Consider the following 12,563-nt stretch of genomic DNA (forward strand, 5'->3'; position numbering starts at 1 on the left):
GGCCGCCCGCGGCCCCGCCCGACACCATGCCCAAGGCCACTGTCCGTGCCCTCGATTTCCAGGTCAGCCTGGATCCCGACACCGGCGCCCGCGTCACCCGCCTCACGCCCGAGGACGTGACCTGCCACCGCAACTACTTCTACCAGAAGTGCTTCACGAACGACGGCCGCAAGCTGATCTTCGGCGGCGAGTTCGAGCCCGGCGGCGCCTGGAACTACCACCTGCTGGACCTGGACGCGCGCACCGCCACCCAGCTCACCGACCAGCCCGGCGAGAACACCTTCGGCGGCTTCCTCAGCCCCGATGACCGCCACCTGTACTTCGTGCGCGCGCAGCGCCAGCTGGTCCGGCTGGCGCTCGACACGCTGCAGGAGGAGGTGGTCTACGTCGTGCCCGAGGGCTGGGTCGGCTACGGCACCTGGGTGGCCAATTCCGACTGCACCAAGATGGTCGGCATCGAGATCGCCGCCGCCGACTGGTTCCCGCTCAGCACCTGGGCGAAGTTCACCGAGATGTACGAGCGCCGGCCGCACTGCCAGCTGATCAGCATCGATCTGCGCAGCGGCGAGCGCCGCCTGATCCTGGACCAGCGCGGCTGGCTCGGCCATCCGCAGTACCGGCCCTTCGACGACCGCACCGTGGCCTACTGCCACGAGGGCCCGCACGACCGCATCGACGCCCGCATGTGGTTCATCGACGAGGACGGCACCAACCGCCGCTGCGCCAAGCCCCACGCCGAGGGCGAGAGCTGCACCCACGAGTTCTGGGTGCCCGATGGCTCGGCCATGGTCTACGTGAGTTATCTGAAGGACAGCCCCGAGCGCTGGATCCGCTCGCTCGATCCGGTGACGCTGGCCGACCGGCCGCTGACCGCCATGCCGCCGTGCTCGCACCTGATGAGCAACCACGACGGCTCGCTGCTGATCGGCGACGGCTGCGGCCAGGCCGCCAGCGGCGACAACGTGATGCTGACCGGCGACCCCTATCTGCACCTGTTCGACCTGAAGGCCGGCACCACGCGGCCGCTGGCCCGTCACGACAGCTCCTGGGGCGTCTACAAGAACGACCGCCAGGTCACGCATCCGCATCCCAGCTTCACGCCCGACGGGCGCCAGGTGCTGTTCAGCTGCGACAAGCGCGGCGAGCCGGGCTTGTTCCTGGTCGATCTGTGAGGCCGCGCGCGGCCGGTCCGTCCGTCCGCCGCACCGGCTGGCGCCGCCTGCGCCTCGGCCTGCGGCGGACCTTCGGCCGGCCGCGCGGGGCCTGGACGCTGGCCGCGCCGCTGCTGCTGCAGGAGCTGGCGCTGGTGGGCGCCGGTGCGGCGATGACGCTGCTGGCCGCCCGACTGGGGCCGGCCGCGGTGGCGGCCATCGGCTGGGTCGAGGTGCTGGCGCAGATGCTGCACGCGCTGATCGGCGCGGTGGCCATCGGCGCCACCGTGGCCGCCGCCCAGGCCGTGGGCGCCGCCCGCCGCATCGATGACGCGCGGCTGACGCGGCGCCTGCAGCGCCGGCTCTCGCCGCTGGCCGCCGATGCGCTGGCGCTCGTCGGCGTCGGCAGCCTGGGGCTGTCGCTGGCGCTGTGGCTGCTGCGCGAGCCGCTGGTCGACACCCTGCTGCCCGGCGTCGAGCCCGCGGTGCGCGCCCATGCGCTGGCCTATCTGGCCGGCCACATCGTGGCCGACGTGCCGGCCGGCCTGGTGATGGTGGCCGCCGGCCTGCTGCGCGGCATGGGCCGCACGGCCGCCGCCACCCGCATCCAGCTGGTGATGACGGCCAGCCAGCTGCTGCTGGCCGCCGTCTGCATGCACGGGTTGGGCTGGGGCGTGGACGGGGCGGCGCTGGCGCTGGTGCTCTCGCGCCTGCTGGCGCTGGCGGTGGCGCTGCGGGCGCTGGCCTGGTTGTGGCCGCAGCCGGTGGCGGCCGCCACGACCCGGCCCGCGCGGCCGGCCACCGGCCGCCTGCGCCACGTCGGCCGGGCGCTGCTGGCGCGCTGGCGGCGCCGCGGCTGGCGCTCGCTGGCCTCGCGCCAGGCCCGTGCGGTGGTGCGCGTGGGCTGGCCCACGGCGGTGGAAAGCGGCTTCTTCCACGTCGGCAAGCTGCTGACGCAGGCGCTGGTGGCGGGCTCGGGCACCGCGGCGCTGGCCGCCAACTTCATCGCCTTCTCGATCTGCGGCTTCATCAACATCCCCGGCAATGCGCTGGGCCATGCGGGCACCACGCTGATCGGCCAGTCGCTGGGCGCCGGCCGGCCGCGGCGCGCGCAGGCCCAGTTGCAGCGCCTGCACCGCAGCGCGCGGCGCGCGCTGATCGCGCTGGCGCTGCCGGTGGCCGCCGCCGCACCGGCGCTGGCCGCGCTCTACAGCGCCGACGCCGCCGTGCAGCGCCTGGCCGCCCAGCTGGTGTGGCTGAACGCGCTGTTCATCCCGGTGTGGGCCGCCTCCTTCGTGCTGCCGGCCGCGCTGCGCGGCGCGGCCGACACCCGCCACGCGCTGGCCGTGGCCACCGTCGGCATGTGGAGCTGCCGCGTGCTGGCCGGCTGGCTGCTGGGCGTGCAGGCCGGCTGGGGCGTGATCGGCGTCTGGCTGGGCATGTTCGCCGACTGGTCGCTGCGCGGCTGGTTGTTCCACCGCCGGGCCGAGAGCGGGCGCTGGCTGCCGCCGGCGGCCTGAGCGCGGTCCGGCCGCGTGCATCCGCGCCGGCCCGGCCTGTCAGGAAAGTCCCTGCGGTTGAGGCGACAATCGCGTTTCCAGCTGCGTTGAAACACGCATCCACACCGAGCAAAACAAGATGGACGACGATCTGAACGACGCCCGCCAGCCCGAATCCGTGGCCGCGGTGCTCAAGGTGTTCGCGATCCTGCAGTCGCTGGCCGACCGCAGCGAGACCGGCATCTCCGAGCTGTCGGTGCGGCTGGCCATGCCCAAGGCCACCGTCTACCGCTTCCTGCAGACGATGAAGAGCCTGGGCTACGTCCGGCGCGAGGCCGATTCCGAGCGCTACGGCCTGACGATGAAGCTGTTCGAGCTGGGCACCCGGGCCATGCAGTACCCGGATCTGGTCGAGCTGTGCAAGCCCCACATGGAGCGCCTGTCCGAGCTCACCGGCGAGACCATCCACCTGGCCACGCTGCTCGACAGCGAGATCATCTACGTCCACAAGGTCGATTCGCGCCACATGCTGGGCATGTACTCGCGCATCGGCCGCCGGGCGCCGCTGCACTGCACGGCCATCGGCAAGACGCTGATGGCCTGGGAGCATGCGGCCACCCGCGAGGCCATCCTCGACGGCGCCGAGTTCAAGCGCTTCCTGCCCGCCACCCTCTGCGACCGCGGCGCCTACCAGGCCGAGCTGGAGCGCACCCGCGCCAACGGCTTCGCCGAGGACCGCGAGGAGTTCAACGAGCACATCCGCTGCGTGGCCGTGCCGATCTTCGGCCACACCGGCACGCCGGCGGCCGGCATCAGCGTGTCCTTCCCCACCTTCCGCTACACCGACGCGCTGGCGGCCGAGGCCGTCGGCCTGCTGCGCGAGGCCAGCGACGAGGTCTCGCGCGCGCTCGGCTGCTCGCAGTGGCCGCTGGCCCAGGCGCCGGATCCGGCCACGGTGCTGGCCGCCGGCGCCGGGCTGGGCCCGGCCGCGGTGGCGGCCGTCGCGGCCGTCACTGCCGTCACCCCGGCCGCGGCCCTGCCGGATCCGGCGCCCGCCGCCACCCCGGCCCGCAGCCGCGGCCGCACCTCGGGGAACGCCCAGTGAACGCCGCCGCACCCGCCCCCACGCCCGAGAGCCTGCTGCCCGGCCGCCGGCCGCGCACGCTCGCCCAGGTGCTGGTCACCGCGCTGGAAGAGCGCATCCGCGACGGCCGCCTGGTCCCCGGCGTCAAGCTGCCGACCGAGGCCGAGATCATGGGCGAGTTCGGCGTCAGCCGCACCGTCGTGCGCGAGGCCATCTCGCGCCTGCAGGCCGCCGGCCTGGTCAACACCCGCCACGGCGTGGGCACCTTCGTCGCCGAGAAGATCGACGAGCCCGCCTTCCGCATCCTGCCGCAGCAGCTGGCCACGCTGCACGACGTGATCGCGCTGCTGGAACTGCGCATCGGCATCGAGACCGAGGCCGCCGCACTCGCCGCCCAGCGCCGCGGCGACGAGCAGATCGCCACCCTGCGCGGCCTGGTGGCCCAGATCGCCCAGGCCATCGAGGCCGACCAGGACACCGTGGCCGCCGACTACCAGTTCCACCTGGAGATCGCCCGTGCCACGCAGAACGGGCATTACGTGCAGCTGATCGGCGCGCTCGGCTCCGGCATCATCCCGCGCGCCCGGCTGGCCGAGGACGACGCCGAGGCCCGCCAGCGCCAGCGCGTGTTCCTGCGCCGCGTCAACGCCGAACATGAGGCGATCGTCGAGGCCATCGCCGCCGGTGACGCCGAGGGCGCGCGGGCGGCGATGCGCATGCACCTGAGCAACAGCCGGGAGCGGCGGCGGCGGTCGTTGGTGACGTGATGGGAGTGGGTGGCGGGCGTTACTGTGTCTTGCGCGCCATCGGTCAGAGGCGTGACTGTTCGGTCCGTCCTGTTATGGGCGCGTCAATCGACATTGCGCAGTGGATTTGAAAACTTAATCTATTTAGTGGTTCCAAATATTTTTGGCATCTGCAATTAAAATATCAGCATTCTTAACTGTGAAATAAAATCATGAACATATTTCAAGTCTTGTGGGGAGTGGCTTGGATCGTTATTGGCGGAATAGCGGGAGTCTCCTGGATTGCATTTTGCTTCGGCTCTGTTCTGGGTGTAATACTGATATTGTTGATAAATCCGTCCCTACTATTTTTGCCGTTTGGCTTGTGTGTTTATGGCTTGGCGATTCTGAGTCAGGGACTTGGCGCCACAAGTGGTTCTCAAAAGATTAAATCATATGATTACCGAGTGGTAGATGAAGCGCGGAGCCCTCCAGTCGTCCTTCAAGAATCTGCTCAAGATAATTGTCCGGAATGTGGTGGCTCAAATGTGAAGCCCGCCTCTACCAGCGGCGGATCATCGCAAAAGTCGGGTTATATCCCCTATTGTCTAGACTGTCGAAAGTTTCTGATGCCACTCAATCAAAAATGAAAAGGCCCATCGCGTAGGTAGGCCTAACGGTACGTATTCACCCCCCACCCGTAGCGCAGCCTTCACTGCAGGCCCACCCATCCAACCTCAGCCTCAGACCAGCACGGGCTTGAGCAACTGTGGCGGCTCCGTCTTGTCGATCCAGGCGCACACCGAGCGCTGGAGGTAGTCCAGCAGGTCGCGGCCCTGGCGCCGGCAGGTCTCGGCCACGCTGAAGCCTCGGGCGATGAAGTTCGCGCCGCGGCGGCTGCGGGTCGGGCCGCTGATCTTGCGCTTGAGCACCACCGGGCGCAGGGCCTGCTCGGCACTGTTGTTGGTGGGCGGCACTTCGGCGTGGGTCGTGAAGGTCCACAGCGCAGGCTCGATCTTCAGCAGGTTCGCGCAGGTGGTGGCGGTGCGCGGGCAGCCGAGCAGCGCTGCGCCGCGCTCCAGCGCTTGGCGCACCCTCACGCGCACGCCTGCCAGGTCGGTGCGGCACGACGGGGCATCGGCTTCGGACAGGCGATGGCGCCGTCGGAACATCACGTAGCCCAAGCCCAGCAGTCGCCGACCCACCTCACCGGCTGCGCCGCTGCGTTCGGCGATGCGCCTGAAGTCGCGCAACAGGTGCGCCCAGCACACTTGCCGACGCTCGCTGGGCAGATGGGCGTAGGCGCTGTAGCGGTCGGTGATCACCACGCCTGCCGGTCGATCGCCCAGCAGGCTGGTGAACACATAACGTGCTCGTGAAGGCAACACGGTGTAGAGCGCGGCCTGGGGCAGCACCACCGACCACGCCCAGTTGCCCTTGCTGCTCTCGCCCGGGTAAGGCGTCTCGTCCACATGCACCGCGCCCGCCTTTCGGGCCTCGGCCATCGCCGCATGCACCGGTGCATCCAGCGCTTGCGCCAGCTTGCCCTGGGCCTGCGAGATCGCCCCGACGCTGAAGTCGATGCCCAGCAGTTGGGCCATCAGGTCGCGGATCTTCATCTGCGGCATCTGGAAGCGCGTGCCCAGCATCCCCACCAGACCCAGCGCCCGCGGCCCGATCTGGCCACTGGGCACGCTGGCCGGCAGCTGCGCTGCATGCGCACGCCGGCAGCCGCGACATACCCCGGTGTAGAGCCGGTACTCGCTGACCACTGGCTTGATCATCGGCGGCAGGTCGAACACCTGGTGGCGCCGTGGCTGACCGGTGACCTCGACGGTACAGCCGCACGCACATCGCTCGGGCGGTTTGCAGTCCTGGACGCGGTCGACCTGAGACTCGGGCAGCAAAGCCCGAAAGCTACCCGTGTGGCCCTTCTGCGCCCCGCGCTTGCGGCCCGTGCCGCTGCTGCGGGCACTGCGACCGCCTCGGCCAGGACCGTCCGATGACGGCGGCTTCGACGAGTTGCGCGAGTTCAACGACACCCGCTCGGTGAGCGCCTCGATCGCCAGGCGCATGGCCTTCAACTCGTCCGTCAGCTGACCGATCACCACATGGCATTGCTCCACGGTGGCCGGCATCGGCGGGGCCTCGTCGGCGGCCTGCGATGCTTCGCTCACCTGGGGCTGGGGTTGGTCTGCCATGTGGCCAGTTTCATCGTCGCATCAGCCGCTGACAACCGCTTGTTCGTCAGGCTTGGCAGCCTGCTGGGGTTGTGCTGGGGGGTCGCTGGGGGGAGGGGTGAATACGTACGGCCTAACGATAGGGCGCACTCTAAACTGAAGCGCAACACCCGAACTGAATCAAAGACCTGAGGTGATGGGCCAAGCATATTCAAGCCTGAGCATCGAGGAGCGCACGCAGATCAGCCTGCTGCGCAGCCAGGACGTGAAGCCGGCGGAGATCGCCCGGCAGCTGGGCCGCTCGAAGTCGACGATCAGTCGGGAGCTCGGGCGCAACCGCAGCGCGGGCAAACCGTATCTGGCGGCGGCTGCGCAGCAGCTGGCCACCCGTCGCCGCACTGCGGCCAAGAATGGTCGGCGCAAGCAGGGCCCGATGCTGGACTCGCCACTGGGCCGCTTCGTGCGCGGCGAACTGCGCCGGGCGTTGTCGCCCGAGCAGATCGCTGGGAGACTCAAGCGCATGCACGGTGATGACCTGTCCCAGCGCGTCTCGCACGAGACCATCTACCAAGCGATCTATCTCGTGCCCCGCGGCGACCTGCGCACGGAACTGATCGATGCCCGGCGGTCTCAAGTCTGAAATGCAACACGTCGCCATCCGGTAAGGTGTGGAGATGACGAGAAGATTCCAGCAGATGCAGGCCGAAGAGCGCGTGACGTTGGCGGCGCTGCGGCAACAGGTGCCCTGCTGTGACGGGCAGCGCGTTCGCGCTCAGCCCAACCCCGCCAGCGCCCGCAGCCGCTGCCGGCTCTGGTCCAGATGCAGGAACATCGCCGCGCGGGCGGCCTGGGGGTCGCCGCGGCGGATGGCGTCGTAGATCGCGCGGTGCTCGGCCAGGGCGTGGCTCTTGTCGCGCAGCAGCGCGTCGGTGGCCGGCGTGGCGGGGTCGCCGCGTGAGGCGGTGGCGGCCGGCAGCGGATGCTGGGCCGTCACCTGCAGCGCCGGGCGTGGCGTGGCGCCGGCTGCACCCGTGGCACCCACGGCACCCGCCGCACCCCCCATCGCATCCGCCGCGCCGCGCTCGATCGTCGCCCGGCTGACGTGGCGCAGCACGTCCTCGAAGTGGCGGTTGCCGGTGGCCTGGGCCACCAGCAGGTGGAACAGCGCGTCGGCCGAGGCGGTGGGCTGGCCGGTGGACACGGCGCCGGCATAAGCCTCCAGTTGCGCGGCCAGCTGGGCCAGCTGGGTCTCGCTGCGGCGCTGGGCGGCCAGCGCCGCCGCATCCGATTCCAGGCCCATGCGCAGCTCCAGCAGGGCCAGCTTGTCCTCCAGCGTGGCGGGCTGGGCCGCGGCGGCCCGGTCGACGGGCGAGGGCAGGCCGGTCGCGTCGGCCGGGTCGCAGACGAAGGTGCCCACGCCATGCCGTGTCAGCACCCAGCCGGCGGCCTGCAGCCGCGACATCGCCTCGCGCACCACGGTGCGGCTGACCTGGAAGCGGGCCATCAGCACTGGCTCGGTCGGCAGCCGGGTGCCGGGCGGCAGCACGCCGTCGCGCATCTCGGCGCACAGCGTCTCGACCAGGCGCTGGGCCAGCGAGCGGGGGCGCGGTGCGGCCGTCTCGGCCGCGGTCGTCAGGGCCGTCGGCAGGGTGAGGGTCTCGCTCATCGGATGTCGGTGTGGGTTTGTCGTCGTATGTCTTGGGTGGTCATCATAGGATGACTTTCGGGTGATCGGGAGTCTGTGTCGGCGGATTGGGCGCTGGAATGCGGGTTTTCTCCGATGATGTCTGACATCGTCGGGCCTAGCATCGCTGCATTCATCCGATGACTGCCGCCTGACGCGTGCTGATTCGGTCTCCTGTACCGCCTTGTCATCGTATGACTTGGCGACTGTCGATGGACACCCGACCATGAAGATCGAGACCGTGCGCGTCACGGAATTCAGCTACCCCAGCCGCCGCGCGACCGATGCCGCTGGCCACAGCCACCCGGGCCCGCTGACGCAGGCCAGGCTGGCGATGATGACCATCACCACCGACGACGGCCACCAGGGCCATGCCTTCGGCCCCTGCGAGGTGATCCGCCCGCATGTGCTCGATGCCTTCGTGCGCAAGGTGCTGATCGGCCGCCACCCCTACATGCGCGAGGCGCTGTGGGATGAGCTGGAGCACTGGCAGCGCGGCAGCGCCGGCCAGCTGACGGACCGCGCGCTGGCCGTCGTCGACCAGGCGCTGTGGGATCTGGCCGGCCGGGCGCTGGGCGTGCCGGTGTGGCAGCTGATCGGGGGCTGGCGCGACAAGGTGCCGGCCTACGGCAGCACCATGTGCGGTGACGAGCTCAAGGGTGGCCTGTCCACCCCGGACGAGTACGCCGAGTTCGCGTGCAAGCTGGTGGCCCGCGGCTACAAGGCGATCAAGCTGCACACCTGGATGCCGCCGGTGGCCTTCGCCCCCAGCGTGGCGATGGACATCAAGGCCTGCGCCGCCGTGCGTGAGGCGGTGGGCCCGGACATCGCGCTGATGCTCGACGGCTATCACAACTACAGCCGCATGGACGCGCTGACCATCGGCCGCGCGCTCGAGAAGCTGCAGTTCACCTGGTTCGAGGAGATGATGAACGAGCAGAGCATGGCGTCCTACGTCTGGCTCGCCGGGCAGCTGGACATCCCCATCCTCGGCCCCGAGAGCCTGTCGGGCAAGCATTACGCGCGGGCCGAGTGGGTCAAGGCCGGCGCCAGCGACATCCTGCGCGCCGGTGTGCCGGGCGTGGGCGGCATCACGCCGACGCTGAAGGTGGCGCACCTGGCCGAGTCCTTCGGCATGGACTGCGAGGTGCACGGCAACGGCGCGGCCAATCTGGCGGTGTGCGCGGCCATCCGCAACGGCCGCTGGTACGAGCGCGGCCTGCTGCACCCCTTCCTCGACTACGACGAGGTACCCGCCTATCTGAGGCGTCTGGCCGATCCGATGGATGCCGACGGCTTCGTCCACCTGTCGCAGGCCCCGGGCCTGGGCGAGGACATCGACTTCGACCACATCGCCGCGCACACGCTGCGCGAGTTCTGACGGCGGCGGCCGCGCCCCGCGGCCCGCTGCGGACGCTGCCGCCCCGCGGCCGGCGCCTGACCGATCGATGAAGGAGACAGACCCATGACGTTCGACCTCACCCGCCGCGGCCTGCTGGGCGCGGCCGCCGCCGGCGCGGCGTTCGGCCTGCCGGCCACGATGGCCCGCGCCGAGACCCCGGCCGACCAGCTGGTCATCGGCTTCAGCATGAACAACCTGCTGTCGCTGGACCCGGCCAATGCCACCGGCCTGGACGTGGCCGAGATCATCGCCAACCTCTACGACCCGCTGGTGGTGCTGGACGCGACCGATCCGCACAAGGTGCTGCCCGGCCTGGCCGAGCGCTGGGCGCTGACGCCCGACGGCAAGGCCTGGCGCTTCACGCTGCGCAAGGGCGCGAAGTTCCAGAGCGGCCAGCCGGTGACGGCCGAGGACATCGCCTGGTCGCTGCACCGGGTGCTGAAGCTGAACCTGGCGCTGGCCACGGTGTGGAAGAGCTATGGCTACACCAAGGACAACGTCGAGCAGCTGATCCGCGCCGACGACGCGCAGACGCTGACGCTGACCTTCGCCGAGCCGGGCGATCCGCAGCTGATCCTCTACACGCTGGCCACCTCGGTCAGCGCGGTGGCGCTGGACCGCAAGGCGGTGCTGACGCGCGAGAAGGACGGCGACCTGGGGGCGGGCTGGCTGGTCAACAACGCGGCCGGCTCGGGCGCGTTCAGGCTCGATGCCTGGCGCGCCAAGGAGGTGCTGATGGCCAGCCGCTTCGACGATCACTGGCGCGGCCCGGCCAAGCTGCGCCGCGTGATCTGGCGCCATCTGGCCGAATCGCAGAGCCTGCGCCTGATGCTCGAACGCGGTGATCTGGACGTGGCCACCGGCATGGCGCCGCCCGACATCGAGGCGCTCAAGGCCAAACCCGGCATCGCACTGCAGGCGGTGCAGCGCGGCACGATCTACTACGTGGCGGCCAATGCCAAGGAAGGCCCGTTCGCCGACAAGCGCGTGCGCCTGGCGCTGCGCCAGCTGATCGACCACGAGGGCATCAACAAGACCGTCATGCCGCACTACGGCGTGCTGCACCAGCGCCCGGTGCAGCGCGGCCTGCCGGCGGTCCTGCCCAATCCCGGCTACCGGCTGGACGTGGCCGCGGCGAAGAAGCTGCTGGCCGAGGCCGGCCTGGCCAGCGGCTTCAAGACCACCATCCGCGCGGTGGCCGAGCCGCCGTTCACCCACATCGCCACCGCGCTGCAGGCCACGCTGGCCCAGGCCGGCATCGAGGCCCAGATCATCACCGGCACCGGCAACCTGATCTACGGCGCGATGCGCGAGCGCAAGTTCGACCTCGTCGTCGGCCGTGGTGGCGGTGGCGCCGAGCCGCACCCGTATTCCAGCCTGCGCTCGCTGGCCTACAACCCGGACAACAGCGACGCGGCGCGGCTGACCAACTTCCAGGGCTGGCGCACCGGCTTCCAGAGCAAGCCGCTCAACGAGCTGATCGATGCCGCGCTCATCGAGCGCAACGAGGGCAAGCAGCTGAAGATGTACCAGGACGCCCAGCGCCTGTACGAGCAGGAGGCCGGCGCCATCGTGCCGATCTCGCAGATGGTCGAGACGGTGCTGCTGCGCGCGGACGTCAAGGGCTACCAGAGCCATCCGTCGGCCACGACGCGGCTGCACGGTGTGTCCAAGCAACGCGCGGCCTGAGGAGGAGACGGACATGGCCTCCTCGATCGCCGACGCGGACGTCGGCAGGGCGGCGGCGGGCTCCCACGGGCCGGCCGCCTGGACCCGGGCGCTGCCCGTGCTGGCCGCCTGGGCCCGTCGCCTGGGTGGCGTCGCCGCCACGCTGGCCGGCCTGCTGGCGCTGACCTTCTTCATCGGCCGCGTGATGCCGGTCGATCCGGTGCTGTCCATCGTCGGGCCGGACGCCGACCGCTCCACCTACGAGCAGGTGCGCGCCACGCTCGGCCTGGACCAGCCGCTGCCGGTGCAGTTCGGTCGTTATCTGGCCAGCCTGGCCGAGGGCGATCTGGGCCGCTCGGTGCTCAGCGGCAACCCGGTGCGCGAGGACATCGCCCGCGTCTTCCCGGCCACCGTCGAGCTGGCCACGCTGGCCATCGTGCTGGGCACGGCCCTCGGCGTGCCGATGGGCGTGTGGGCGGCGGCCCGGCGTGGCCGCGCGGTCGACCATGCGGTGCGCCTGATCAGCCTGATCGGCCATTCGACGCCGGTGTTCTGGTTCGCGATGATGGGCCTGCTGCTGTTCTATGCCGTGCTCGGCTGGGCCGGCGGCAGCGGCCGCGTGGCGCTGGAGTTCGACGGCCTGGTCGCGCCGCGCACCGGCCTGCTGCTGGTCGATGCGGCCTGGGCCGGTGAGTGGGATGTCTGGCGCAGTGCGCTGCGCCACATCCTGCTGCCGGCGGCCATCCTGGCCCTGCACGCGATGGCCTGCATCGCCCGCATGACGCGCAGCTTCATGCTGGCCCAGCTCGGTCAGGAGTACATCCTGGCCGCCCGCGTCAAGGGCCTGGGCGAGCGCGCCGTGCTGTGGCGCCACGCCTTCCGCAACTGCCGGGTGCAGCTGCTGACCATCGTCGCGCTGACCTACGGCGGCCTGCTGGAGGGCGCGGTGCTGGTCGAGACGGTGTTCGGCTGGCCCGGCTTCGGCCAGTACCTGACCAGCAGCCTGATGCTCGGCGACATGAACGCGGTGATGGGCTCGGTGCTGCTCGTCGGCCTGCTGTTCATCGGCCTGAACCTGCTGTCGGACCTGCTCTACCAGGTGTTCGACCCCCGTACCCGCAGCGGCCGCGACTGAGCGTCCGCCACAGCCATCCTTGACCGGAGATTCCT

At 70.4% G+C, this 12,563-nt stretch carries 10 protein-coding genes; 8 read left to right on the forward strand and 2 right to left on the reverse strand.

Going from position 1 to position 12,563, the window contains the following annotated elements; all coding sequences use genetic code 11:
- The first annotated feature begins 26 nt into the window (after window positions 1-26).
- The 4 genes from AACH11_RS17035 (at window position 27) to AACH11_RS17050 (ending at window position 4,501) form a co-directional block, all read left to right on the forward strand.
- Complete coding sequence (locus AACH11_RS17035; protein ID WP_341375456.1) at window positions 27-1,172, forward strand: oligogalacturonate lyase family protein; 1,146 nt, start codon at window positions 27-29, stop codon at window positions 1,170-1,172.
- Window positions 1,169-2,671, forward strand: a complete 1,503-nt coding sequence (locus AACH11_RS17040; RefSeq protein WP_341375457.1) for an MATE family efflux transporter — start codon at window positions 1,169-1,171, stop codon at window positions 2,669-2,671. The genes AACH11_RS17035 and AACH11_RS17040 overlap by 4 nt, the downstream gene beginning before the upstream one ends.
- A gap of 118 nt (window positions 2,672-2,789) precedes the next feature.
- A complete protein-coding gene (gene kdgR, locus AACH11_RS17045; protein ID WP_341375458.1) occupies window positions 2,790-3,755 on the forward strand; it encodes a DNA-binding transcriptional regulator KdgR in 966 nt (321 codons plus the stop codon).
- Window positions 3,752-4,501, forward strand: a complete 750-nt coding sequence (locus AACH11_RS17050) for a FadR/GntR family transcriptional regulator (RefSeq protein ID WP_341375459.1) — start codon at window positions 3,752-3,754, stop codon at window positions 4,499-4,501. Before kdgR ends, AACH11_RS17050 begins: the two co-directional genes overlap by 4 nt.
- A gap of 701 nt (window positions 4,502-5,202) precedes the next feature.
- Here AACH11_RS17050 and tnpC read toward each other — a convergent pair.
- The gene (gene tnpC / locus AACH11_RS17055) at window positions 5,203-6,660 is read right to left on the reverse strand and encodes an IS66 family transposase (protein ID WP_341375460.1); all 1,458 of its coding nucleotides are present in this window, start codon (window positions 6,658-6,660) and stop codon (window positions 5,203-5,205) included.
- 175 nt (window positions 6,661-6,835) lie between these two features.
- On the opposite strand from tnpC, the gene AACH11_RS17060 reads away from it, so the two are divergent.
- Window positions 6,836-7,279 carry a helix-turn-helix domain-containing protein gene (locus AACH11_RS17060; RefSeq protein ID WP_341375461.1) on the forward strand — a complete coding sequence of 148 codons (444 nt, stop codon included), beginning with the start codon at window positions 6,836-6,838 and terminating at the stop codon, window positions 7,277-7,279.
- A gap of 132 nt (window positions 7,280-7,411) precedes the next feature.
- On the opposite strand, the gene AACH11_RS17065 is transcribed toward AACH11_RS17060, so the two are convergent.
- A complete protein-coding gene (locus AACH11_RS17065; RefSeq protein WP_341375462.1) occupies window positions 7,412-8,305 on the reverse strand; it encodes a FadR/GntR family transcriptional regulator in 894 nt (297 codons plus the stop codon).
- A 244-nt stretch (window positions 8,306-8,549) separates the two neighbouring features.
- On the opposite strand from AACH11_RS17065, the gene AACH11_RS17070 reads away from it, so the two are divergent.
- From AACH11_RS17070 to AACH11_RS17080, 3 genes are all read left to right on the forward strand, one after another.
- Window positions 8,550-9,704 carry a mandelate racemase family protein gene (locus tag AACH11_RS17070; RefSeq protein ID WP_341375463.1) on the forward strand — a complete coding sequence of 385 codons (1,155 nt, stop codon included), beginning with the start codon at window positions 8,550-8,552 and terminating at the stop codon, window positions 9,702-9,704.
- 84 nt (window positions 9,705-9,788) lie between these two features.
- Window positions 9,789-11,414 (forward strand): ABC transporter substrate-binding protein, encoded by a 1,626-nt coding sequence (locus AACH11_RS17075; RefSeq protein ID WP_341375464.1) that lies wholly within the window; start codon window positions 9,789-9,791, stop codon window positions 11,412-11,414.
- Window positions 11,415-11,427: 13 nt separating this feature from the next.
- Window positions 11,428-12,528 carry an ABC transporter permease gene (locus AACH11_RS17080; protein WP_341375465.1) on the forward strand — a complete coding sequence of 367 codons (1,101 nt, stop codon included), beginning with the start codon at window positions 11,428-11,430 and terminating at the stop codon, window positions 12,526-12,528.
- Window positions 12,529-12,563 lie beyond the last annotated feature (35 nt).

Source organism: Pseudaquabacterium rugosum, from assembly GCF_038066575.1.
In the GTDB taxonomy this organism is placed as follows: Bacteria; Pseudomonadota; Gammaproteobacteria; order Burkholderiales; family Burkholderiaceae_C; genus Pseudaquabacterium; species Pseudaquabacterium rugosum.

Coding starts and splice junctions, on each gene's coding strand:
- AACH11_RS17035 (WP_341375456.1), top strand. CDS start 27: ATGCCCAAGGCCACTGTCCGTGCCCTCGATTTCCAGGTCAGCCTGGAT.
- kdgR (WP_341375458.1), top strand. CDS start 2,790: ATGGACGACGATCTGAACGACGCCCGCCAGCCCGAATCCGTGGCCGCG.
- tnpC (WP_341375460.1), bottom strand. CDS start 6,660: ATGGCAGACCAACCCCAGCCCCAGGTGAGCGAAGCATCGCAGGCCGCC.
- AACH11_RS17060 (WP_341375461.1), top strand. CDS start 6,836: ATGGGCCAAGCATATTCAAGCCTGAGCATCGAGGAGCGCACGCAGATC.
- AACH11_RS17065 (WP_341375462.1), bottom strand. CDS start 8,305: ATGAGCGAGACCCTCACCCTGCCGACGGCCCTGACGACCGCGGCCGAG.
- AACH11_RS17070 (WP_341375463.1), top strand. CDS start 8,550: ATGAAGATCGAGACCGTGCGCGTCACGGAATTCAGCTACCCCAGCCGC.
- AACH11_RS17075 (WP_341375464.1), top strand. CDS start 9,789: ATGACGTTCGACCTCACCCGCCGCGGCCTGCTGGGCGCGGCCGCCGCC.
- AACH11_RS17080 (WP_341375465.1), top strand. CDS start 11,428: ATGGCCTCCTCGATCGCCGACGCGGACGTCGGCAGGGCGGCGGCGGGC.